General features: G+C 71.6%; 19 protein-coding genes. 13 read left to right on the top strand and 6 right to left on the bottom strand.

Going from position 1 to position 22468, the window contains the following annotated elements; translation table 11 throughout:
- The first annotated feature begins 223 nt into the window (after window positions 1-223).
- The 3 genes from coaBC (at window position 224) to ACIBKX_RS38955 (ending at window position 5435) form a co-directional block, all read left to right on the top strand.
- On the top strand, window positions 224-1447 hold the full coding sequence (gene coaBC, locus ACIBKX_RS38965) for a bifunctional phosphopantothenoylcysteine decarboxylase/phosphopantothenate--cysteine ligase CoaBC (RefSeq protein ID WP_363275523.1): 1224 nt from the start codon (window positions 224-226) through the stop codon (window positions 1445-1447).
- 282 nt (window positions 1448-1729) lie between these two features.
- Complete coding sequence (gene metK, locus ACIBKX_RS38960) at window positions 1730-2953, top strand: methionine adenosyltransferase (protein WP_363275520.1); 1224 nt, start codon at window positions 1730-1732, stop codon at window positions 2951-2953.
- Window positions 2954-3281: 328 nt separating this feature from the next.
- Window positions 3282-5435 (top strand): primosomal protein N', encoded by a 2154-nt coding sequence (locus ACIBKX_RS38955; protein ID WP_363275519.1) that lies wholly within the window; start codon window positions 3282-3284, stop codon window positions 5433-5435.
- 468 nt (window positions 5436-5903) lie between these two features.
- Here ACIBKX_RS38955 and ACIBKX_RS38950 read toward each other — a convergent pair whose 3' ends face one another.
- Window positions 5904-6449, bottom strand: a complete 546-nt coding sequence (locus ACIBKX_RS38950) for a hypothetical protein (protein ID WP_363275517.1) — start codon at window positions 6447-6449, stop codon at window positions 5904-5906.
- 263 nt (window positions 6450-6712) lie between these two features.
- Here ACIBKX_RS38950 and fmt point away from each other — a divergent pair, with 263 nt between their 5' ends.
- Together fmt and ACIBKX_RS38940 are read left to right on the top strand one after the other, a co-directional pair.
- Complete coding sequence (gene fmt, locus ACIBKX_RS38945; RefSeq protein ID WP_363275516.1) at window positions 6713-7657, top strand: methionyl-tRNA formyltransferase; 945 nt, start codon at window positions 6713-6715, stop codon at window positions 7655-7657.
- A 34-nt stretch (window positions 7658-7691) separates the two neighbouring features.
- Window positions 7692-9161, top strand: coding sequence for a transcription antitermination factor NusB (locus ACIBKX_RS38940; RefSeq protein ID WP_363275515.1), 1470 nt, complete (start codon window positions 7692-7694; stop codon window positions 9159-9161).
- Here the strand turns inward: ACIBKX_RS38940 and ACIBKX_RS38935 are convergent.
- Window positions 9135-11318: an MMPL family transporter gene (locus ACIBKX_RS38935; RefSeq protein ID WP_363275512.1), complete on the bottom strand. Its 2184-nt coding sequence runs from the start codon at window positions 11316-11318 to the stop codon at window positions 9135-9137. The two genes, ACIBKX_RS38940 and ACIBKX_RS38935, sit on opposite strands and share 27 nt — an antisense overlap.
- Window positions 11319-11475: 157 nt before the next feature.
- Here ACIBKX_RS38935 and rpe point away from each other — a divergent pair, with 157 nt between their 5' ends.
- From rpe to ACIBKX_RS38910, 5 genes are all read left to right on the top strand, one after another.
- Window positions 11476-12162 (top strand): ribulose-phosphate 3-epimerase, encoded by a 687-nt coding sequence (rpe, locus tag ACIBKX_RS38930; RefSeq protein ID WP_363275511.1) that lies wholly within the window; start codon window positions 11476-11478, stop codon window positions 12160-12162.
- A 158-nt stretch (window positions 12163-12320) separates the two neighbouring features.
- Window positions 12321-13367 (top strand): sugar-binding domain-containing protein, encoded by a 1047-nt coding sequence (locus ACIBKX_RS38925; protein ID WP_363275510.1) that lies wholly within the window; start codon window positions 12321-12323, stop codon window positions 13365-13367.
- A 113-nt stretch (window positions 13368-13480) separates the two neighbouring features.
- Window positions 13481-13882, top strand: coding sequence for a ribonuclease domain-containing protein (locus ACIBKX_RS38920; RefSeq protein ID WP_363275509.1), 402 nt, complete (start codon window positions 13481-13483; stop codon window positions 13880-13882).
- On the top strand, window positions 13879-14262 hold the full coding sequence (locus ACIBKX_RS38915) for a barstar family protein (RefSeq protein ID WP_363275508.1): 384 nt from the start codon (window positions 13879-13881) through the stop codon (window positions 14260-14262). Before ACIBKX_RS38920 ends, ACIBKX_RS38915 begins: the two co-directional genes overlap by 4 nt.
- A 174-nt stretch (window positions 14263-14436) precedes the next feature.
- The gene (locus ACIBKX_RS38910; protein ID WP_363275507.1) at window positions 14437-15879 is read left to right on the top strand and encodes a GuaB1 family IMP dehydrogenase-related protein; all 1443 of its coding nucleotides are present in this window, start codon (window positions 14437-14439) and stop codon (window positions 15877-15879) included.
- A gap of 87 nt (window positions 15880-15966) precedes the next feature.
- On the opposite strand, the gene ACIBKX_RS38905 is transcribed toward ACIBKX_RS38910, so the two are convergent.
- Window positions 15967-16779 (bottom strand): NAD(P)H-binding protein, encoded by an 813-nt coding sequence (locus ACIBKX_RS38905; protein ID WP_363275506.1) that lies wholly within the window; start codon window positions 16777-16779, stop codon window positions 15967-15969.
- Window positions 16780-16892: 113 nt separating this feature from the next.
- Here ACIBKX_RS38905 and ACIBKX_RS38900 point away from each other — a divergent pair, with 113 nt between their 5' ends.
- Window positions 16893-17318, top strand: a complete 426-nt coding sequence (locus tag ACIBKX_RS38900; protein ID WP_363275505.1) for a helix-turn-helix domain-containing protein — start codon at window positions 16893-16895, stop codon at window positions 17316-17318.
- On the opposite strand, the gene ACIBKX_RS38895 is transcribed toward ACIBKX_RS38900, so the two are convergent.
- From ACIBKX_RS38895 to ACIBKX_RS38885, 3 genes are read right to left on the bottom strand one after another with little or no spacing between them, the layout of a single operon-like run.
- Entirely contained in the window at window positions 17297-18265 is a 969-nt protein-coding gene (locus ACIBKX_RS38895) for a GDSL-type esterase/lipase family protein (RefSeq protein WP_363275504.1), read from the bottom strand. The genes ACIBKX_RS38900 and ACIBKX_RS38895 overlap by 22 nt on opposite strands.
- Window positions 18262-19071, bottom strand: coding sequence for an SDR family oxidoreductase (locus ACIBKX_RS38890; RefSeq protein WP_363275503.1), 810 nt, complete (start codon window positions 19069-19071; stop codon window positions 18262-18264). Before ACIBKX_RS38890 ends, ACIBKX_RS38895 begins: the two co-directional genes overlap by 4 nt.
- Window positions 19068-20183, bottom strand: a complete 1116-nt coding sequence (locus ACIBKX_RS38885; protein ID WP_363275502.1) for an LLM class flavin-dependent oxidoreductase — start codon at window positions 20181-20183, stop codon at window positions 19068-19070. Before ACIBKX_RS38885 ends, ACIBKX_RS38890 begins: the two co-directional genes overlap by 4 nt.
- 311 nt (window positions 20184-20494) lie before the next feature.
- On the opposite strand from ACIBKX_RS38885, the gene ACIBKX_RS38880 reads away from it, so the two are divergent.
- Both ACIBKX_RS38880 and ACIBKX_RS38875 read left to right on the top strand, forming a co-directional pair.
- On the top strand, window positions 20495-21964 hold the full coding sequence (locus ACIBKX_RS38880) for an amino acid permease (protein ID WP_363275501.1): 1470 nt from the start codon (window positions 20495-20497) through the stop codon (window positions 21962-21964).
- A gap of 10 nt (window positions 21965-21974) precedes the next feature.
- Window positions 21975-22430 carry an Lrp/AsnC family transcriptional regulator gene (locus ACIBKX_RS38875; RefSeq protein WP_363275500.1) on the top strand — a complete coding sequence of 152 codons (456 nt, stop codon included), beginning with the start codon at window positions 21975-21977 and terminating at the stop codon, window positions 22428-22430.
- Window positions 22431-22468 lie beyond the last annotated feature (38 nt).

The raw sequence follows: 22468 nt of genomic DNA, 5'->3' as shown, positions 1-22468 counted from the left end.
ACAGGATCGGATGAAGGCCGTCCCAGCGTCAGGCGAACACCAAGGTCAAGGGCTTAGTTCGAGGCCCAATTCGACCTCAGACCTTAAAGAACAAGCTCAGTAAGCGTTCTTTTTCTTCGGCCACAGGCCCGGCAGCGCGGCTGTCGGGCCTGTGGTGTGTCATGGAGTCGTACGTTTCCGAGTGGTCGTACGTTTTCGAGTGGTCGTAGTGCGGGGAGGCACCGTGGGCAAGCCCAAGGTCGTTCTGGGGGTCAGCGGCGGGATCGCCGCGTACAAGGCCTGTGAGCTGCTCCGGCGGCTGACCGAGTCGGGCCACGACGTACGCGTCGTACCGACCGATTCGGCGCTGCACTTCGTGGGCGCCGCGACCTGGTCGGCGCTCTCCGGAAACCCGGTTTCGACCGAAGTGTGGGACTCCGTCCATGAAGTCCCGCATGTCCGCATCGGCCAGGCCGCCGACGTCGTCGTCGTCGCCCCCGCCACCGCCGACATGCTGGCGAAGGCGGCCCACGGCCTCGCCGACGACCTCCTGACGAACACGCTGCTCACCGCCCGCTGTCCGGTGATCTTCGCGCCCGCGATGCACACGGAGATGTGGGAGCACCCCGCCACCCAGGAGAACGTGGCCACGCTGCGCCGCCGCGGCGCCCTGGTCGTCGAGCCCGCCGTCGGCCGCCTCACCGGCGTGGACACGGGCAAGGGCCGCTTCCCCGACCCGGTGGAGCTCTTCGAGGTCGTACGCCGCGTCCTGGCCCGCGGTGACCTGGGGCAGGACCTCGCGGGGCGGCACGTCGTCGTCAGCGCGGGCGGGACGCGCGAGCCGCTGGACCCGGTCCGCTTCCTCGGCAACCGCTCCTCGGGCAAGCAGGGGTACGCGCTGGCCCGCAGCGCGGCGGCGCGGGGCGCCCGCGTCACGCTCGTCTCGGCGAACGCCGCGCTGCCGGAGCCCGCGGGCGTGGACATCGTGCCCGTCGGTACGGCCGTCCAGCTCCGCGAGGCGGTCCTGAAGGCCGCAGCGGACGCCGACGCCGTCGTGATGGCGGCGGCCGTGGCCGACTTCCGCCCCGAGACGTACGCGGCCGGGAAGATCAAGAAGAAGGACGGCCAGGAGCCGGCCCCGATCGCCCTGGTCCGCAACCCCGACATCCTCGCCGAGATCGCGGGGGGCCGGCCGCGCCCCGGCCAGGTCGTCGTCGGCTTCGCCGCGGAGACGGACGATGTCCTGGCGAACGGACGTGCCAAGCTGCAGCGCAAGGGCTGTGACCTGCTCGTCGTCAACGAGGTCGGCGAGCGCAAGACGTTCGGCTCCGAGGAGAACGAGGCGGTCGTGCTCGGCGCGGACGGCAGTGAGACCCCGGTGCCGTACGGCCCGAAGGAGGCGCTCGCGGACACGGTCTGGGATCTCGTGGCGGAGCGTCTGGTGAAGGAAACGCTCAGGAACCGGTAGGGGTCCGTCTCAAGAAGTCAGGGGTGAAAACCCGGGGGCCGAATGTCACATTCGCCCCACTGGGTGCCCCAAAACCGGGAAATTCGGGCGTCAGGCCCTCTGGTGGAGACCGATCGTCGTACCGCACAATGCAGTGCCGCAGGTCACAGCGCTTCCAAGTTCCGAGACACGTGGTCCGGCGGCCGAGTACGACCGATAAACTGGTCTCGGACGACGCCGGGCGCAGCCTCCGGCCCGTCCATCAATGATCAGCCAGCAGCCGCTGCAACCACAGGGAGCGATGTGTCCCGCCGTCTCTTCACCTCGGAGTCTGTGACCGAGGGTCACCCCGACAAGATCGCTGACCAGATCAGCGACACCATTCTCGACGCGCTTCTGCGGGAGGACCCGAAGTCCCGGGTCGCCGTGGAGACGCTGATCACCACCGGCCTCGTGCACGTCGCCGGCGAGGTGACGACCAAGGCCTACGCGCCGATCGCGCAGCTCGTGCGCGAGAAGATCCTCGAGATCGGTTACGACTCCTCGAAGAAGGGCTTCGACGGCGCTTCTTGTGGCGTCTCTGTCTCCATCGGCTCGCAGTCCCCCGACATCGCGCAGGGCGTCGACACGGCGTACGAGAAGCGCGTCGAGGGCTCCGCCGCAGGTGAGGAGGGGGACGAGCTCGACAAGCAGGGCGCGGGCGACCAGGGCCTGATGTTCGGCTACGCCTGCGACGAGACGCCGGAGCTGATGCCGCTCCCGATCCACCTCGCGCACCGTCTGTCGCGCCGCCTCTCCGAGGTCCGCAAGAACGGGACGATCCCGTACCTGCGCCCCGACGGCAAGACCCAGGTCACCATCGAGTACGACGGCGACAAGGCGGTCCGCCTGGACACGGTCGTCGTCTCGTCCCAGCACGCCTCGGACATCGACCTCGACTCCCTCCTCGCCCCGGACATCCGCGAGTTCGTGGTGGAGCCGGAGCTGAAGGCCCTCCTCGAGGACGGCATCAAGCTGGAGACCGAGGGCTACCGCCTGCTGGTCAACCCGACCGGACGCTTCGAGATCGGCGGCCCGATGGGCGACGCCGGCCTCACCGGCCGCAAGATCATCATCGACACGTACGGCGGCATGGCCCGCCACGGCGGCGGCGCCTTCTCCGGCAAGGACCCGTCGAAGGTGGACCGCTCGGCCGCGTACGCGATGCGCTGGGTCGCCAAGAACGTCGTGGCCGCCGGCCTCGCCGCCCGCTGCGAGGTCCAGGTCGCGTACGCGATCGGCAAGGCCGAGCCGGTCGGCCTCTTCGTCGAGACGTTCGGCACGGCCACGGTCGACACGGACAAGATCGAGGCGGCCATCTCCGAGGTCTTCGACCTCCGCCCGGCCGCGATCATCCGCGACCTCGACCTGCTCCGCCCGATCTACTCCCAGACCGCGGCGTACGGCCACTTCGGCCGCGCGATCCCGGACTTCACATGGGAGCGGACGGACCGCGTCGAGGCGCTGCGGAAGGCTGCGGGGCTGTAGGTCCTGCTTCCTGGCTTTGGGGCCCGGCTCTCCCTTCTGGGGAGGCCGGGCCTTTGTCGTCGGGTGAATTGGCTGGCGGGGCCGGCGCGGTGGTTCGTAGGGTTGTGCCGTCTTCCTCCGGGGAGAACTGACGCCGAGGCGCCCGGTGCGATGGCTGCGGATACTTCCGGGAGATGACTCCCTCGCAGGTTCGAATCCTGCTGCCGGTCCTGTGATCGGTATGGCCGAGTGGACGATGGCAGAAGGCGCCCTTCGTGGCGTTCATGTTCCGCGGCCGGCTTGATCTCGGGCGCTCGGCTTGTCAGTGCGGTCTGGTAGGAATGCAGCTGTGAGCAGGGAGAACGGGTCGGGTGTGGGTGAGGGTGCCGAGCGTGGGGTGCCTGAGCCCGAGCAGCTTGCCTTGATTCGGGAGAGTGTGCGCAAGGCCGATGTGCCGCGGGCCAAGCCGCGTACGTGGCGGGGGGCCGCTCTTGCCAAGGAGTTGCCCGTGGCTCGGGTGCTCGTGGACAAGGGGGTGCTGCATCTTGACCGGTACTTCGACTATGCCGTGCCCGAGGAGTTGGATGCCGTCGCGCAGCCCGGGGTTCGGGTTCGGGTGCGGTTCGGGGCCGGGGCGCGGAACGTTCGCGGTGGGCGGCGTGAGGGCGGGGGGCTGATCGACGGGTTTCTCGTCGAGCGGGTCGCCGAGTCGGGGTACTCCGGGCCGTTGGCCGCGCTGGCGCAGGTCGTTTCGCCTGAGCCCGTGCTTGACGGGGAATTGCTGGGGCTTGCTCGCGCCGTTGCCGATCGGTACGCGGGGAGCCTTGCCGATGTGCTGCAGCTGGCCGTTCCGCCGCGGCATGCCCGGGCCGAGGCGCAGGAGATGGGGGCGGCTCCGGCGCCGCCGGGCGCTCCTGAGGCGGGGAGTTGGGGGAGGTACGGGCATGGGGCGGAATTCCTCGGGGCGCTCGCCTCGGGGGGCGCCCCGCGGGCCGTGTGGACCGCGCTGCCCGGGCCCGAGTGGGCCGAGGAGATCGCGCGGGCCGTGCAGGCGACGCTGGCCTCGGGGCGGGGGGCGTTGGTAGTCGTGCCTGCCGGGCGGCCTGCCGCTCGGGTCGATGCCGCGCTCACCTCGTTGCTGGGGGCCGGGCAGCATGCGGTGCTCACCGCCGATGCCGGGCAGGAGAAGCGGTATCGGGAGTGGCTCTCCGTGCGGCGGGGCGCCGTGCGGGCCGTGGTCGGGACGCGGGCCGCCATGTTCGCGCCCGTACGGAACCTGGGGCTTGTCGTGGTCTGGGACGACGGGGACTCCAGTCACAGCGATGACCGCGCGCCCTTTCCGCATGTGCGTGAGGTTCTTGAGCTGCGGGCCTCGCGGGACAAGTGCGGGTTCCTGCTGGGGAGTTGGAGCTGCACGGTCGAGGCCGCGCAGCTCGTCGAGAGCGGGTGGGCCGCGCCGCTCGTCGCCGACCGGGAGCAGGTGCGCAGGGCCGCGCCGCTCGTGCGGACCGTGGGGGACGGGGATCTCGCGCGGGACGAGGCGGCTCGGGCCGCGCGGCTGCCGACGCTGGCCTGGCAGGTCGTACGGGAAGGACTGAAGCACGGGCCCGTCCTGGTGCAGGTGCCGCGGCGGGGTTATGTGCCGAGGCTCGCCTGCGAGCGGTGCCGGGAGCCGGCGCGGTGCCGGCGGTGTGCCGGGCCGTTGGAGGCTCAGGAGGGCGGGGCCGCGCTGCGGTGCGGGTGGTGCGGGGTGGAGGAGGCCGCCTGGCACTGCGGTACGTGTGGCGGATTCCGGCTGCGGGCGCAGATCGTGGGGGCGCGGCGTACGGCCGAGGAGCTGGGGCGGGCGTTTCCGGCTGTGCCGGTGCGGACTTCGGGGCGGGAGCAGGTGCTGGACACCGTGGCGGGGGCGCCCGCGCTGGTGGTGAGTACGCCGGGGGCCGAGCCTGTGGCCGACGGCGGGTATGCGGCCGCGCTGCTGCTCGACGGGTGGGCCATGGTGGGGCGGCCTGATCTGCGGGCGGCGGAGGACGCGTTGCGGCGGTGGATCGGGGCTGCGGGTCTTGTGCGGTCGCAGGGGGCGGGCGGGACCGTGGTGGTGGTCGCCGAGCCGACGCTGCGGCCTGTGCAGGCTCTGGTGCGGTGGGATCCGGTGGGGCATGCGGTGCGGGAACTCGCGGAGCGGGCGGAGCTGGGGTTTCCGCCCGTATCGCGGATGGCTTCGGTTTCCGGGACTCCGGAGGCGCTGTCCGCGTTTCTTGCCGGGGTCGAACTCCCTCGGGACGCGGTGGTGTTGGGGCCGGTTCCTGTTCCTGTGACTGTGTCTGCGCCTCTGTCGAGGGGAGCTGACAGCGGGGAGGGCCTGGAGCGGGTGCTGATCCGGGTGCCGCCGGGGAGCGGGGCGGCGTTGGCTGCCGCGTTGAAGACGGCGCAGGCCTCGCGGATGGCGCGGGGGTCGGCGGAGCCTGTGCGGGTTCGGGTGGACCCGTTGGACATCGGCTGAGGGATCGCCTGCGGCGGGCTGAGCCCCGTCCGTGGGGCTTGCTGTGCTCTGTGGTCTGCCGGGTGATTGCCGCTCTGTGTGTCGGTGCCCGGCGCTGTGCGTTGTGCCCACCCGTTCCGCCCTGCGGAACGCCTGCCCACAACGGGGGCGGGTGGTGGTGGGGCGTGGGGTTGCCGTGCGGAATGTCTGGTCGCAACCGGGGCGGGCGGTCCGGGTGTTGTGTGGGTGGGGGTGGCGTGCGGGGCGCCTGCCCACAACGGGGGCGGGTGGTGGGGGGTGCTGTGCGGGACGCCTGGCCGCAACCGGGGCGGGTGGTCCGGGTGTTGTGCGGGCGAGGGTGCCCTGCGGAATGCCTGCCCGCAACCAGGGCGGTGGTCGGGGTGTCGTGTGGTGTGGCTTTCGGTCATGGCGCTGCCTCCCGGCCCGTGTGGGTGGGAGGCAGGCGGAGTTGTAGGGACGGGGACGTTGCTAGCCGTTGCGGGGGCTGGGGAAGGCTGGGGGGCGGGGGTCCTCGCGGAGGGATGGGCTGCCTGACGTCGGCTGGGTCGGCATCGTGCGGGCCGCCGGGACGGACGGCAGGGGTGCGCCCACCGGGACCGGCGGACGGGGCGCCGTGGACGGTGCCGTCTCCGTGGCGCGCTCCGCCTCGGCTGCCGCCTGCGTCGTCGCCCTGCGGGCCCCGTAACGGCGGTGCACCGCCTGCTTGGTGACCCCGAGGGCCGAGCCCACCGCGTCCCACGAGAAGCCCAGCGAGCGGTCGAAGTCCACTGCCGCGGTGACCAGCGTCTCGACGCTGTCCCGCAGTTCCTGGGCGAGGCGGACGGTCGGGGCGGGGGCGCGCCCGTACACGACGAAGCCCGCTGACGGGCTGGAGCGGCGCGGGCGGTAGACGTTGCCGAGCTGGGCGGTGAGGGTGCGCAGTGCGTCCACCTGCCGGCGGACCCGCTCGATGTCCCGCACAAGGAGGTGCAGGCTGGCCCGAGCCTGGGCGTCGTGGGTTGCGTGGTCGGCCATGAACAAGCCTCTCGAACCGGCGTTGAAGAAAAGGATCGGGCCGCATCCGCGGCCCACTGTGGTCAACTCTTTCTTGACCAACGCGCTACTTCCTGAGGGGTCACGGTGCAGGGGCGTATGCGCATATGCACAGGGCGCGCGGACGCGCGTACGCCCCCGGACCGTCCATGACCCGGTCGGCCCCGAGGAAGGCGGCCGGACAGGGCGGCTCATAGACTGGTGCGCTCCCGTCACGTTCCCGCCCGAGAGGCCGACAGCCACCGATGAAGCTCGTCTTCGCAGGCACCCCCGAAGTCGCCGTCCCCGCCCTGGACGCCCTGATCGCCTCCGACCGGCACGAGGTGGCCGCCGTCGTCACCCGCCCCGACGCCCCCGCCGGGCGCGGCCGCAGGCTCGTCGCGAGCCCGGTCGCCCAGCGCGCGGAGGAGGCAGGCATCGAGGTGCTCAAGCCCGCGAAGCCGCGCGACGAGGAGTTCCTCGCGCGGCTGCGGGAGATCGCCCCCGACTGCTGCCCCGTCGTGGCGTACGGCGCGCTGCTGCCGCAGGTGGCACTCGACGTCCCGGCCCGCGGCTGGGTCAACCTGCACTTCTCGCTGCTGCCCGCCTGGCGCGGTGCCGCACCCGTCCAGCACGCCGTGATGGCGGGGGACGAGATCACGGGGGCCTCCACCTTCCTGATCGAGAAGGGCCTCGACTCCGGGCCCGTGTACGGGACCGTCACCGAGGTCGTCCGGCCCACCGACACCAGCGGTGACCTGCTCACCCGTCTGGCCTTCGCGGGCGCGGGACTGCTCGCCGCCACCATGGACGGCATCGAGGACGGCTCCCTGAAGTCCGTGCCGCAGCCCGCCGACGGCGTCACCCTGGCCCCGAAGATCACCGTCGAGGACGCGCAGGTGGACTGGGCGGCCCCGGCGCTCCGCGTCGACCGGGTGGTGCGCGGCTGCACGCCCGCGCCCGGAGCCTGGACCGTCTTCCGCGGCGAACGGCTGAAGATCATCCAGGCCGCGCTCGTCCCGGACCGCACCGATCTCGCGCCCGGCGAGCTGTCGGCGGCGAAGAACAATGTGTACGTCGGTTCCGGCTCGCACGCGGTGGAGCTGCTCTGGGTCCAGCCGCAGGGCAAGAAGCCGATGCGCGGCGCAGACTGGGCGCGCGGAGTGCGGATCGCCCCGGATGAGCGGGTCGGCGCCACCGACGTAGGCTGAACAGGTTCGGCCCACACCCAATAGCGGAGCACCTTTGAACGACCAGCCAAGCCGGCGACCCCAGAAGCAAGGCACGCAGGGGAAGCCAGGCAAGCCAGGCAAGCCCCATCGCCGTCCCAAGAAGGACCCCGTCCGTTTCCTCGCCTTCGAGGCGCTGCGCGCCGTGGACGAGCGCGACGCGTACGCGAATCTCGTGCTGCCGCCGCTGCTGCGCAAGGCCCGGGACAAGGAGGGTGCCGACAAGTTCGACGCGCGGGACGCGGCGCTCGCCACCGAGCTGGTCTACGGCACGCTGCGCAGGCAGGGGACGTACGACGCGATCGTGGCGGCCTGCATCGACCGGCCGCTGCGGGAGGTCGACCCGCCGGTGCTCGACGTCCTGAACATGGGTGTGCACCAGCTGCTCGGGACGCGGATCCCGACGCACGCCGCGGTCTCCGCCTCCGTCGAGCTCGCGCGCGTCGTGCTCGGCGACGGGCGGGCCAAGTTCGTCAACGCGGTGCTCCGCAAGGTCGCCGCCGACGATCTCGACGGCTGGCTGGAGAAGGTCGCGCCGCCCTACGACGAGGACGCCGAGGACCATCTCGCCGTCGTCCACTCGCACCCCCGCTGGGTCGTCTCCGCGCTCTGGGACTCGCTCGGCGGCGGACGGGCCGGCATCGAGGACCTCCTGGAGGCGGACAACGAACGGCCCGAGGTGACCCTCGTCGCCCGCCCCGGCCGCTCCACCGCCGACGAGCTGCTCGACTCCGTCGGCGAGGAGTCCGCGCTGCCCGGCCGCTGGTCGCCGTACGCCGTACGGCTCAGCGAGGGCGGCGAGCCCGGCTCGATCGAGGCCGTGCGCGAGGGGAACGCGGGCGTCCAGGACGAGGGCAGCCAGCTGGTCGCCATCGCACTCGCGAACGCCCCGCTGGAGGGGCGCGACGAGAAGTGGCTCGACGGCTGTGCGGGTCCCGGCGGCAAGGCCGCCATGCTCGCCGGTCTCGCGGCGCAGCGCGGAGCCGCCCTGCTCGCCGCCGAGAAGCAGCCGCACCGGGCCCGGCTCGTCGCGCAGGCGCTGCGCGGAAACCCCGGCCCGTACCAGGTCGTCGCCGCCGACGGCACCCGGCCGCCGTGGGGACCCGGCACCTTCGACCGGGTCCTGATGGACGTGCCCTGCACCGGACTCGGCGCCCTGCGCCGCCGCCCCGAGGCCCGCTGGCGCCGCCGCCCGGAGGACCTCGACGGCTTCGCGCCGCTCCAACGGGCTCTGCTGCGTACGGCGTTGGAGTCGGTCCGGGTCGGCGGAGTCGTCGGCTACGCCACCTGCTCGCCGCACCTCGCCGAGACCCGCGCGGTCGTCGACGACGTACTCAAGCAGGACGACGTGGCCGCGGAACTCCTCGACGCGCGACCGCTGCTGCCCGGCGTCCCGGCGCTGGGCGAGGGCCCCGACGTACAGCTGTGGCCGCATCTGCACGGCACGGACGCGATGTACCTAGCCCTCGTCCGGCGGACCGCCTGAGGCCGCCCCGGCGCCCGAAGGAGTTCGGGCCGCCGGGTCCTTGCTCAGCGGATGGGGCCACCACACCTTGGGGCCGACGTCCAGGAACAACGCGGTGACCAGGACGGAGCGTACGACGAAGGTGTCGAGAAGGACGCCGAGTGCCACCGCGAAGCCGATTTCGGCGAAGGCGACCATCGGGAGGGTGCCGAGCGCGGCGAAGGTGCCCGCCAGGACCAGGCCTGCCGAGGTGATCACCGCGCCGGTCGCGGCCAGGCCCGTCAGCACACCCGCACGGGTGCCCTGTCGGCCCGCCTCCTCGCGGACGCGGGTCGACAGGAAGATGTTGTAGTCGATGCCGAGCGCCACCAGGAACACGAAGACGAAGAGCGGGAAGTCCGTCGACTCGCCCGCGTAGTCGAAGACGTACCGGAACGCCAGCGCGCTGATGCCGAGCGCGGCGGAGAAGGACAGCACGACCGTACCGATCAGCAGCAGCGGTGCGACCAGGGCCCGCAGCAGGACCGCGAGGATCAGCAGGACCACCACCAGGACCAGCGGGATGACCAGCTTGTTGTCGTGGGTCGTCGCCTTGTCCATGTCCAGCAGGGCGGCCGTGCCGCCACCCACCTGGGCGTCCGCGCCGGGCACCGCGTGCACCGCGTCGCGGACCCGCTCGACGGTCTGCTTGGCCGCCTCGCTGTCGGCGGGATCGGTCGGCGTCGCCTCGAACAGGACCTTGCCGTCGGCCTCGGCCTTCGCCCCCGGTGGCACGCCGATGCTGGCCGCGTCGACGCCCGGCGTGGCCGCCACGGCGCGGCCGACCGCCTCGCCCTGCGCCGCGTTCGACACGATCACCAGCGGATCGCCGCTGCCCGCTGGGAAGTACTTCGCCTGTACCTCCTGGCCCACGATCGAGTCGGGCTTCTCGGTGAACGAGTCCGCGTTGCTGAGCCCCTCGGCCCGCAGCTGCGTCAGACCGAGCGAGAGGCCCGCGAGGACCACCGCGGTCACCGTCCAGGTCAGCCGCGGGCGACGGGCGATACGGCGCCCCGTACGGGCCCAGACGCCGTGCTCGGTGGGCTCGTCCGAGCCCATGTGCGGGATCAGCGGCCAGAACAGCCACCGGCCGCAGACCACGAGCAGCGCCGGGAAGAGGGACAGCATCGCGAGCAGGGCGACCGCCACCCCGATGGCGGCCACGGGACCCAGACCCCGCGTCGAGTTCATCTCGGCGGTCAGCAGCACCAGCATGCTGACGACCACCGTGGCGCCCGACGCGATGACCGCGGGGCCCGCCCGGTGCAGGGCCAGCTGCATCGCCTCGTGCCGGTCCTCGTGGCGGCGCAGCTCCTCCCGGTAGCGGGCGACCAGGAGCAGGGCATAGTCCGTCCCCGCGCCGAAGACGAGGACCGTCAGGATGCCCGCGCTCTGCCCGTTGACCGTCAGGCCGGCATGCTCCGCGAGCAGATAGATCAGCGCCTGCGCGGCGAACAGCGAGACGATCGCCGAGAGCAGCGGGACGATCAGCAGGATCGGACTGCGGTACGTGATCAGGAGGATCACCACGACCACCGCGCCCGCCGCGAGCAGCAGCGTCGAGTCGATGCCCTCGAACGCCTCGGAGAAGTCCGCCGACGTACCGCCGGGGCCGGTGATGTGCACCGCGAGCGCGCCGGAGCCCTCGCCCACCCGCTCGCGGATGGAGTCGACGGCCGGTGCGATCCGCTCCCAGCCCTTCTCGTCCATCGTGATCGGCACGAAGATCTGCGCCGCCTCGGCGCTCGCCGGGTTCTTCGTGTCGAAGACGGGCCCGCGCGTCTCCGCGCCCCGGATGCCGTGGTCGCTCAGCTGCTTGAGCTCGGTGACGTCCTTCGCGATCTGCGCGCGGTCCTGCACGGTCAGCCCGCCGTCACGGGCGTACACGACGATGGCGGGAATCTGCTCCGGCCTGAAGTCCTCGGAGATGTCGAGGACTTGGGTGGATTCCGCGGAGCCGGGCAGCCACGACGAGGCCTGGTTGTCCTGGGCGTCGGTGAGCTTCTGGGCCAGCGGCGCCGCGACGATGATCACCACCAGCCAGAACAGCACCACCAGCCACTTGGTACGCCGCCCTGCCACCAGCCAGGCCACTGAGCGACCCGTCTGGGACCGTTCCTTCGACCGCGTCTCCGGCATGGCTTACCCCCGCTGCCCCGCATGGTGCCGGTGGACCGCCCAGCATGGCACGGGGCACCCGGCGAAGGGACCCGCTCCGCTCAGGCTGAAAGATGCCGTTCCGCCCACGCTACGGACGGCGGTGAGCAACCGGCGCCGGGCATGGCAGGCTTGGGGCATGGCCGTGCAGATCAACCCCAGCATCCTGTCCGCGGATTTCGCCCGTCTTGCCGAGGAGGCAAGGGCGGTCGAAGGTGCCGACTGGCTCCATGTAGACGTCATGGACAACCATTTCGTCCCCAACCTCACCCTCGGGGTGCCGGTCGTAGAGTCCCTCGCCCGCGCGACGGACACCCCGCTGGACTGCCATCTGATGATCGAGGACCCCGATCGCTGGGCTCCCCAGTACGTCGAAGCGGGCGCCGGATCCGTCACCTTCCACGCGGAGGCGGCCGCCGCTCCCGTCCGGCTCGCCCGCGAGATCCGCGCCAAGGGTGCCCGCGCCTCCATGGCGCTGAAGCCCGCGACGCCCATCGAGCCGTACGAGGACTTGCTCCCCGAGCTCGACATGCTGCTGATCATGACGGTTGAGCCTGGTTTCGGTGGTCAGGCATTCCTCGACATCATGCTCCCGAAGATTCGCCGCACCCGCGAGTTGATCAGCAAGCACGGCCTCGAGCTCTGGCTCCAGGTCGACGGCGGCATCTCGGCCGCGACCATCGAGCGCTGCGCCGACGCCGGGGCCGACGTCTTCGTCGCGGGTTCCGCGGTCTACGGCGCGAAGGACCCCGAGGCGGCGGTACGTGCATTGCGCAGCCAAGCGGCGGACGCGACGGCCGCGGCGGCATGGGCGTGCGACCACTGAGCCACGGGAACGTGAACGCCGTCCTTCAGGGCTGATCAAGCACGCCGGATCTGCAAGGATGAACGGCGAACCAGGGTTGCGCTGCGGCAACGCGCTCGAAACCGCAGCAACACACGTGAAGCCGCAGAAAAGCGTGTGAATGTGTGAACGACAGTTGCGTGAATGACAGTGAGGAGATCGTCGTGTCGACGGGCGGCCGGTCAGCCATGCGGATGGGACCCGCGGAGCTGGTGCAGGCGGCGGCCATGGCCCGCCGCTTCTATCTCGAGGGCAAGTCCAAGATCCAGATCGCCGAGGAGTTCGGCGTCAGCCGCTTCAAGGTGGCCAGGGTCCTGGAGACCGCGCTCGAGCGTGATCTCGTACGGATCGAGATCCGAGTGCCCGCGGAGCTGGACGCCGAGCGCTCGGACGCGCTGCGCGCCCGCTACGGCCTGCGGCACGCGGTCGTCGTGGAGTCGCCGGCGCCGTCCGAGGAGGTCGACGACTCTCCCGATCCGGAGAACCTCGGCGAGGTCGCGGCCGATCTCCTCGGCGAGCTGGTCACCGAGGGCGATGTGCTCGGCCTTGCCTGGGGGCGCTCGACGATCCACATGGCGGCGGCGCTGGACCAGCTGCCGCCGTGCACGGTCGTCCAGCTGACGGGTGTGTACGACGCCGGGACCGCCGAGCGCGGTTCGGTCGAGGCGGTGCGGCGTGCCGCGCAGGTCTCGGGCGGCGAGGCCCACCCGATCTACGCGCCGATGCTGCTTCCGGACCCGGCCACGGCGGCCGCGCTGCGGAACCAGACGGGGATCGCCCGGGCTTTTGAGTACTTCGACAAGGTCACCGTCGCGGCGGTGTCCATCGGCTCCTGGGAGCCGGGTATCTCGACGGTGCACGACATGCTGACCGACGAGGAGCGGGCGCATTACGCCTCGCTGGGCGTGGCCGCCGAGATGTCCGCGCACCTCTTCGACGCCGAGGGGCGTCGGGTCGGGCGTGACCTTGGCGAGCGGTGCATCACCGTCGAAGCTGATCGGCTTCGACGGATTCCTGAGGTCGTGGCCATTGCCGGGGGACAGCGGAAGGCTGCTGCGATTGACGCTGTGCTGCGGTCGGGGCTTGTGACGAGCCTTGTCACGGATACGGCTGCGGCTGATCAGTTGCTCGTCATGGGGCCTTCGCCTCGTGCGGCGCTTGATAGGGCGGATCCGGACGGTAGCTGAGGAGTTGCGTACCTGCGGGTCGTGGGGGCTGGTCGCGCAGTTCCCCGCGCCCCTGAAGGGGCGCTCCTGTGCGGGGCACTGCTGTGTGAACGCCCCTGTGGCAGCATTTGCCCATGGTGTCCCGATTCGCCCCTCGCGTGCTGGGTGTGCTGCTGTGCTGTCTCGCCGTTCTCGTTTCGGCGTGCTCCTCGGACAGTGGCGGGCGGGCGGCGGCCTCCGCCCCCGCCTGGGCCCACGGCCTGGACACCGTCCAGGCCGACCGGCTGCCCGCCGAAGGCCGACGGACCCTACGGCTCATCGATGACGGTGGGCCTTTTCCGTACGCCAAGGACGGCGCCGTCTTCGGGAACTTCGAGGGCGAGTTGCCGAAGCAGCGGCGCGGCTACTACCGCGAGTACACCGTCCGCACCCCCGGCGAACGCGACCGCGGCGCACGGCGGATCGTCACCGGGAGCGGTGGCGAGATCTACTACACGGATGACCACTACGCGTCCTTCAAGGCGGTACTGAGATGACGTCCGAACCCCTGGCGGCCCTGTTCGGCGCCGCGCGCGGCGCCGGCATGGGCGGCGTCTCGCTGGACCTGAGCGGCGTGCAGGACAAGAGCGCGTTCATGGACCGGTGCGCCCGCGCGCTCGGACTGCCCGACTGGTTCGGGCGCAACTGGGACGCGCTCGCCGACTGCCTCACCGATCTGCCGCGGGCGCCGTCCGCCGCCGGGCTGCTGATCGTCGTCTCCGGCTGGCAGGCGTACGCGGAGGCCGCGCCGCAGGAGTGGATCGTCGCCCAGGAGGTCTTCACGGACTCGGTCGCGTACGCGCGGGAGCGCGGGACCGGACTGGAGATCGTTCTCGCGCTCGGGCCCGCCGTCGGCACGGAGCGTGGCGAGGTCTGAGCGGAGTGTTCCGCTTGCGGGGGTCGCTTGGACGATCCGACCAGCGGCTCCGTGACCTGCCTGGGTGATCATCCCAGGCGGTTCGACCCCCACGGCATGGGACACTGAAGTACGTGCTTTTCCCTCGGCCTAACTGTCCGGGGGCCACCTCTGATCGACTGGGATGAGCAGCACGTGCGTTTCCTCAATGACATCCAGCCCGCGTACGACCTGACGTACGACGACGTCTTCATGGTTCCCCGGCGCTCCGCCGTCGGCTCGCGGCAGGGCGTCGACCTCTCGTCGCCGGACGGCACGGGCACCACGATCCCGCTGGTCGTGGCGAACATGACCGCGATCGCCGGGCGCCGCATGGCCGAGACGGTCGCCCGCCGCGGCGGGCTCGTCGTGATCCCGCAGGACATCCCGATCGAGGTCGTCACCGACGTCATCTCCTGGGTCAAGACGCGCCACCACGTCCTGGACACCCCGATCGTGCTGGCCCCCCACCAGACCGTCGCGGACGCGCTGGCCCTGCTGCCCAAGCGCGCGCACAACGCGGGCGTCGTCGTCGACGAGGACCAGAAGCCGGTCGGCGTCGTCACCGACGCGGACCTGAACGGCGTGGACCGCTTCACCCAGCTCTCCGAGGTCATGTCCAGGGACCTCCTGCTGCTCGACGCGGACATCGACCCGCGCGACGCCTTCAACAAGCTGGACCACGCCAACCGGCGCTACGCCCCCGCCGTGGACAAGGACGGCCGCCTCGCCGGCATCCTGACCCGCACGGGCGCCCTGCGCGCGACCCTCTACACCCCCGCCCTCGACGCCAACGGCAAGCTGCGCATCGCCGCCGCCGTCGGCATCAACGGCGATGTCGCCGCCAAGGCCAAGCAGCTGCTCGACGCGGGCGCCGACACGATCGTCGTCGACACCGCGCACGGCCACCAGGAGTCGATGATCGCCGCGGTCAAGGCCGTGCGCGGGCTCGACCCGCAGGTGCCGATCGTGGCCGGCAACATCGTCGCCGCCGAAGGCGTCCGGGACCTCATCGAGGCCGGCGCCGACATCATCAAGGTGGGTGTCGGACCGGGCGCCATGTGCACCACGCGCATGATGACCGGCGTCGGCCGCCCGCAGTTCTCCGCGGTGCTCGAATGCGCCGCCGAGGCCAAGAAGTTCGGCAAGCACGTGTGGGCCGACGGCGGTGTCCGCCACCCCCGTGACGTCGCGATGGCGCTGGCCGCCGGTGCGTCGAACGTGATGATCGGCTCCTGGTTCGCCGGTACGTACGAGTCCCCGGGCGACCTGCAGCAGGACGCCAACGGCCGGCTCTACAAGGAGTCGTTCGGCATGGCCTCCGCGCGTGCGGTCAAGAACCGTACGAGCGAGGAGTCCGCGTACGACCGTGCGCGCAAGGCGCTGTTCGAGGAGGGCATCTCGACCTCCCGGATGTTCCTCGACCCGGAGCGTCCCGGTGTCGAGGACCTGATCGACTCGATCATCGCGGGTGTCCGCTCCTCCTGCACGTACGCCGGTGCGGGCTCCCTGGAGGAGTTCGCCGAGCGGGCCACCGTGGGTGTGCAGAGCGCCGCCGGCTATGCAGAGGGCAAGCCTCTGCACGCCAGCTGGAGCTAGTCGCTCCGCGGGGAGCTGCGTGACGTGACCGCGGGTCTGCCGTGGCTGGTCGCGCGGTTCCCCGCGCCCCTTCGGGGCGCCCCTGAGTCAGGCCTGCACTGCGGCGGCGTACGCCTCGATCGCCGGGCGGGGCTCCCTGCCCAGCAGGGTGCGGAGTGCTCCCCGGGCCTCGACTCCTGAGCCGTCCAGGAAGCCGCCCGCTATCGCCGAGTACGTGCTCATGAGCATCGGGACCTGGAACGGCAGGGCCTGACCCGCCGCGGTGAGTGCCTCGCGGGTCGCGGCGAGTGTGGCGGGTTCGTACGTCGCGTCGAGCGCCGCCGCCAACTCCGCCCCGCCCAGCGCCTCTTCGCCGACCAGCTCGTACGTACGGCCCACATGCGGGGCCGGGTCCGTCGCCACCCGCACCGCTACCTCCGCCAGGTCCTCGCGCGCCACCGCGGCGAGCCGGCCGTCGCCCAGCGGGGCCGCGATGGTGCCGTCGGCGCCCGGCGCCGCGACGCGGGCGAGCAGCTCCGCGTACAGGCCGTTGCGCAGCACCGTCCAGTCCAGCGAGGAGCGGCGCAGTCTGCGCTCGGTCCAGCGGTGGGCCAGGGCGTACGCCAGGTGGTCGCCGTCGCCGCTGAGGCTGGTGTAGACGAGGTGCCGGACGCCCGCTTTCTCCGCGGCCGAGATCGCGGCCTCGTGGCGGGCCGTGACCACGTCGTCCTCGGCGGCGCCCGCCGAGATGACGAGCAGCGTGTCCACGCCCGTGAAGTCCAGGGACGCCGGATCGTCGAAGTCGACCCGGCGGCCGCCCGGAGCGGGGCTGCGGCTGCCGATGACGACGTCGTCGCGGCCGGTGAGGCGGGCGGTGACGAGCTTGCCGAGGGCGCCCGTGGCGCCGGTGATCATGAGCATGGGAAGGTTCCCCCGTGGTGAGTGGTTGTGCCCGCTGTCCGGGCGGCCGGCCCGGTGTCCGGGCCTGTGACCATGGTGATCGGCGGCGCGTCGCCGCGTAAGGAGGCACTCTGATGTCAGCAGGGCACACGGCGGTAACCGCCCCTCAGGCCGCGACGGTCCCCGTCGAGCCGGTGATCAGCTGCGAGACCCCGCAGGACGAGTGCGGGGTGCGGGACGTCCTGGACCGGCTCGGCGACAAGTGGTCCGTGTACGTGGTGGTCGAACTCGCCGCGGGCGTCCTGCGGTTCAAGGAGTTGCAGCGCCGGATCCACGGCGACATCTCGCAGCGCATGCTGACCCTCACCGTGCGGCGCCTGGAGCGCGACGGTCTGGTCAAGCGCACCGTCTACCCGACGATTCCGCCGCAGGTCGAGTACGAGCTGACCGAGATGGGCCACAGCCTCACCCACCTGGTGAAGGCCCTCGCCGACTGGTCCATCGACCACCGCCCGGCCATCGCGGCGGCGCGGGAGTCCTACGACGCGGGGCAGGAGTGACGCCGCAGCGCTGACGTCACCGCGTCCGCGAGGACGGCGTGCCCCGCGTCTCCCGGATGTACGCCGTCCACCAGGTGCCGGGGCTCCAACAGGTCTCCGCCCGGCAGCAGTTCGGCGCCCGCGTCCCGCGCCGCCCGCTCCACGGCCGCCCGCAGTTCGCCGAGCGTGGCGCCCAGCGCGTTCGGCGTCGACTCGGCGTCGGGGCGGACCACGGGGGAGACCACCAGGAGCGGGACGTCCGGGTGGCCCCGGCGGACCAGGCCCAGGAACGCCCGCGTCGTCTCGTACAGCAGCCCCGCTGAGTGGGGCGTACGGGACCAGCAGTTCGTGCCGAAGGCGACGGTGATCAAGTCGGCGTCCAGCGCGGCGAGTTGCTGCGCCGAAGCGAGCTCCCCGCGTGCCGCGCCCGCGTACCCGAGATTGACCGTGTCGACGCCGAGCGCTCGCCCGGCCGGCGCGGGCCAGGCGAGATGGGGGCGGCTCGCCGACCAGCCCTCGGCGATGGAGTCGCCGTAGACCAGCCAGCGCGGGCGGCCAGGGGCGGGTTCGAGCGTGCCGCCGCCGACGGGGCGCAGGCCGGTGAGAGTGGGACGCAGGGTCTCCGGCAGGTGGAGGGTGAAGTCGCCGTCGGGATACGGGAGTTCCAGCACCGCCAGGTGAGAGCCCGGTCCTGCGGGGGTGTCGCTCGCGCCCTCCTCGGGGCGCGGCCCGAGGAGCGTGAACACCGGCGGCTCCGCCCGATACGCGTCCGTCCCCGACGCCGCCACGCCCACGTACGCGACCTCCACCGCCCGCACCCCCCGCGCGGTGAACTCAAGGCGCACCCCGGCCGGCAACCCAGCCCGTTCCCACGTGTCGCCCGGCAGCCGGTCCCGGTCCGCCGGATCGGCGCGCACCGGGCGCCCGTCCGGCGCCCACCACGCCACGCCCCGCAGGAACTCCCTCACCGGGCGTCCCCGATCGTCGGATAGGGGAACTTCACGCCGACCCCGCCGTCCACGACGAGCGTCTGCCCGGTGACGTACGAGGAGAGCGGCGAGGCGAGGAACAGCAGGGCCGAGGCGATGTCCGAGGTCTCGGCGACGCGGTTCAGCGGGGCGTTGGCCGCGTTGCGCTCCCGGCCCTCCGCGCCGATCAGGCCCGCCACCCGGGGAGTCCACACCACGCCGGGCGCCACCGCGTTCACCCGGACCCCGCGCGGTCCGTACTCCACCGCCGCCGAGCGGACCAGCGAGACGAGGCCCGCCTTGGCCGCGCCGTACGCCGCGTGCAGGGGCGCCGCGGTGAGCCCGGACGCCGAGGCCACGAAGACCATGGGGCCGCCGCCCGCGTCGGCGAGCGCCTCGCCGCCGTACTGGACCGCGAGCCAGGCGTGCCGCAGCACCAGGGAGAAGTGCCAGTCCCAGGCGGCGTCGTCCAGGTCCGCGAGGGGCGTGTAGCGGGCCATGCCGACGATGTCGACGACACCGCCGAGCGGGCCCAACTCCCTTGCCGCGTAAGCGAAGAGCTGCCGCATCTCGTCGCGCCGGGTCACGTCGGCGACGTACGCGATGCCGCGCGTCTCGGTGGCGACCGCATCGGCCCGCGCCTTGTCGGCGTCCACGCAGAGCACGCGGGCGCCGACCGCCGTGAGGGCGTGGGTGGTCTGCCTGCCGATGCCGTTGCCCGCGCCGAGGACGACGAAGGCGCGGTCGTCCAGGCGGTGCAGGGAGGCGTAGTCGGGGACGGGGGTCCCGTCCAGGGGCTCCGTCATGAGCGGGTCCCCTTCGGTACGTACGCCGCGAGTTCCGGGATGACTTCCTTGCCCAGGATCTCGATCGTCCGCAGGATCTCGCGGTGTTCCAGATAACCCCACTGGACGTAACAGATGAGCTGGTCGACGCCCAGGTCGGCGTACCGCTTCGCCTTGCGGACGATGGTCTGCGCGTCACCGATGAGGATCATGTCGCCGGCGTCGAACTCCTCGAAGGGGACGCTCCCTTCGATGATCGGCGTGAGGAGCGGGAAGGCCCGTTCGCGCTCGTCGGGGGACAGGTGCGGCAGCTCCCAGTCGAGGGTGAACTGCGCGAGGTTGCGGTACCACCACGCGACCGAGTCCCAGACGCGCCGCGAGGGGCGGTCCGCCGCATGGACGAGGGTGTAGGCGCTGACGCGGTCCGTGGTGACGTCCGTGATCGGGTCGGGGGTGCGCGCGGCCGCGCGGTAGGCGGCGATCTGACGGGCCATCGCCTCCAGCGGCTGCATGATCGAGAAGGAGAGGAGGCCGAGCCCCGCCGCGCCCGCGACCTCCGCCGAGCCGGGGGAGGTGGCCGCCATCCAGCACGGCGGATGCGGGTCCTGGACCGGCTTCGGGGTGACCATGCGCCGGGGGAAACTGAACCGCTCCGACTCGTACGCGAAGTACTCCTCGCGCCACATGCCGGTGACGATCTCGACGGCCTCGCGCCAGTCGGACCGCGACTGCTCCCGGTCGACCCCGAACGCCGTCTGTTCCATGGGAGTCGACCGCCCGGTGCCCCACTCCACGCGCCCCTCCGAGAGCACGTCCACCGCCGCGACCTTCTCCGCGATCCGCTGCGGGGGAGTGAAGCCGAAGGGGGTGAGCGTGACGCCGAAGCCGAGGCGGATCCGCTCGGTCAGCGCCGCGAGATGGCCGAGCAGGACCTCCGGGGCGGGGCAGTGCGAGCGGCCCTCGCGGAAGTGGTGCTCCACGGCCCAGACGGTGCGAAAGCCCATCCGGTCGGCGAGCCTGATCTGTTCCACGGCCTCCCGGTAGGCGCGCTGCTCGGCGGCTCGCTGGCCGAGCGGATGGGGTCCGTTCCAGGGCTTCGGTACGTCGATCTCGTACAGCACATCGAGGTCCATTGCGTGCCTCCGTCTCCACCGGGAGGCGTGCACGATGCGGCAGATCTGACGAAGTGTCAACCACTTGCCCGAGGCTCCTTCGCGCAACGGACGAAACGGACCGCGCAACAAAGAGACGCATATGACGGAAGTGCGCAATGATCAACCGGGTACGCGCAAGGGTGCTGCGTTACGGTCGGGAACTCGCAACCTTTAGAGTCATCCGCTGTACGTGGTGTGGCGGGGACCGCCTGCTCGGCAGTCCCGGTCGATCCGTGGGTGCTGCCGCCGGTCCCTTCCGCCCTGACCGGCAGCGATGAAGGAGCCAGCGCGTGCTCGACCAAGGCGCACCCCCGCAGAACCGCCCAAGCCCCCCGGGGGCCACCGGACTTGGCGGCAAGCTGATGCGGCGCAAGCCGGTGGAACGCCTGGTCGCGGAGGGCGGCCAGGGTGAGGGCGGCTCGCTGCGACGCTCCCTCGGCATGTGGCAGCTGACCATGATCAGCATCGGCGCCACGCTCGGCACCGGCATCTTCGTCGTCCTCGGCGAGAGCGTCCCCAAGGCCGGACCCGCCGTCACGATCTCCTTCGTGATCGCCGGTCTCACCGCCCTCTTCTCGGCCCTCTCGTACGCCGAGCTCGCGGGTTCCATACCGGTCGCGGGCTCGTCCTACTCGTACGCGTACGCAACGATGGGCGAACTCATCGCCTGGGTCTGCGGCTGGTGCCTGGTCCTGGAGTACGGAGTGTCTGTCGCGGCCGTGGCCGTCGGCTGGGGCGAATACCTCAACGAACTGCTCGACGGCACCATCGGCGTCACCATCCCGGACGCGCTCTCCGCGGCGCCCGGCGAGGTCGACGGGGCGATCATCAACCTGCCCGGCCTGATCGTCGTGCTGCTCGCCATGGTCTTCCTGCTCGGCGGTGCCAAGGAGTCGGCGACCGCCAACACGATCATGGTCATCGTGAAGATCGCCGCGCTCGTGCTCTTCTGCACCATCGGCTTCATGGGCTTCAAGTCCGGCAACTACTCCGACTTCATGCCGCTCGGCATGGCCGGCGTCAGCGCCGCCGGAGCGAGCCTCTTCTTCTCGTACATCGGATTCGACGCCGCATCCACCGCCGGTGAGGAAGCGAAGAACCCGCAGCGCGACCTGCCCCGCGCGATCATGCTCTCCCTGATCATCGTCACGGCGCTCTACGTCCTGGTCGCCGCGGTCGCCGTCGGCGCGTGGAACTGGAAGGACTTCGAGGGCTCCGAGGCCACGCTCGCCGCGATCATGAACGATGTCACCGGGCAGAGCGTGTGGGGCACGATCCTCGCCGCCGGCGCGGTCATCTCCATCGCCTCCGTCGTCCTGACCGTGCTCTACGGCCAGACCCGCGTCCTGTTCGCCATGTCCCGCGACGGCCTGGTCCCCAAGGCGTTCGGCAAGGTGAGCAAGAAGACCGGCACGCCCCGCGTGAACACCGTCATCGTGTCGCTGTTCTGCGGCGCGCTCGCCTCGGTCATCCCGCTCGGCAAGCTCGTCGACGCGACCAGCATCGGTACGCTCTTCGCCTTCGGCCTGGTCAACATCGCCGTGATCGTGCTGCGCCGGACCCGCCCCGACATGCCGCGCACCTTCCGGGTGCCGCTCGGCTGGCTCTTCCCCGTGCTCGGCTTCGGCTTCTGCGCGTACAACATGTTCAGCCTCGACTCCACCACCTGGACGGTCTTCGGTGTCTGGATGGCCGTCGGCCTCGTGTTCTACTTCCTGTACGGCATGAGCCGCTCCCGATTGGCCTCAGCAGAGAAGTGATCCACCCCCAGTGCGACTGAACGATCTCGACGAACGCATCGTGCACGCCCTCGCCGAGGACGCCCGCCGCTCCTACGCCGACATCGGCCAGCTGGTGGGGCTCTCCGCCCCCGCCGTGAAGCGGCGCGTGGACCGGCTGCGGGAGAGCGGGGCGATCACCGGGTTCACCGTGCGGGTCGACCCCGCCGCGCTCGGCTGGGAGACCGAGGGGTTCATCGAGATCTACTGTCGCCGCAATACCTCGCCGGAGGCGATTCAGCGAGGGCTCGAGCGGTACCCGGAGATCGCGTCCGCGTCCACCGTCACCGGTGACGCGGACGCGATCGTCCAGGTTTTCGCCGCCGACATGCGGCACTTCGAGCGGGTGCTCGAGCGGATCGCGGGGGAGCCGTTCGTGGAGCGGACCCGGTCCGTGCTGGTGCTTTCGCCTTTGATGCGGCGGTTCTCGTCGGGGTCGCCCGCCTAGTTCTTCTGGTGCGGGTTCGCCGTGGCCGAGCGCGCGGT

Origin of the sequence: Streptomyces sp. NPDC050658, from assembly GCF_044457025.1 — a bacterium.
GTDB lineage: Bacteria > Actinomycetota > Actinomycetes > Streptomycetales > Streptomycetaceae > Streptomyces.
The sequence above is the reverse complement of the archived record's forward strand: the minus strand, read 5'-3'. Positions and strand labels throughout refer to the sequence as shown.

Bases quoted from the DNA above. Each gene is read 5' to 3' on its own strand.
- ACIBKX_RS38935 (WP_363275512.1), bottom strand. From the start codon at position 11,318: ATGCCGGAGACGCGGTCGAAGGAACGGTCCCAGACGGGTCGCTCAGTG.
- ACIBKX_RS38900 (WP_363275505.1), top strand. From the start codon at position 16,893: ATGTCAGCAGGGCACACGGCGGTAACCGCCCCTCAGGCCGCGACGGTC.
- ACIBKX_RS38920 (WP_363275509.1), top strand. From the start codon at position 13,481: ATGGTGTCCCGATTCGCCCCTCGCGTGCTGGGTGTGCTGCTGTGCTGT.
- fmt (WP_363275516.1), top strand. From the start codon at position 6,713: ATGAAGCTCGTCTTCGCAGGCACCCCCGAAGTCGCCGTCCCCGCCCTG.
- ACIBKX_RS38885 (WP_363275502.1), bottom strand. From the start codon at position 20,183: ATGGACCTCGATGTGCTGTACGAGATCGACGTACCGAAGCCCTGGAAC.
- ACIBKX_RS38905 (WP_363275506.1), bottom strand. From the start codon at position 16,779: ATGCTCATGATCACCGGCGCCACGGGCGCCCTCGGCAAGCTCGTCACC.
- ACIBKX_RS38890 (WP_363275503.1), bottom strand. From the start codon at position 19,071: ATGACGGAGCCCCTGGACGGGACCCCCGTCCCCGACTACGCCTCCCTG.
- ACIBKX_RS38915 (WP_363275508.1), top strand. From the start codon at position 13,879: ATGACGTCCGAACCCCTGGCGGCCCTGTTCGGCGCCGCGCGCGGCGCC.
- ACIBKX_RS38950 (WP_363275517.1), bottom strand. From the start codon at position 6,449: ATGGCCGACCACGCAACCCACGACGCCCAGGCTCGGGCCAGCCTGCAC.
- rpe (WP_363275511.1), top strand. From the start codon at position 11,476: ATGGCCGTGCAGATCAACCCCAGCATCCTGTCCGCGGATTTCGCCCGT.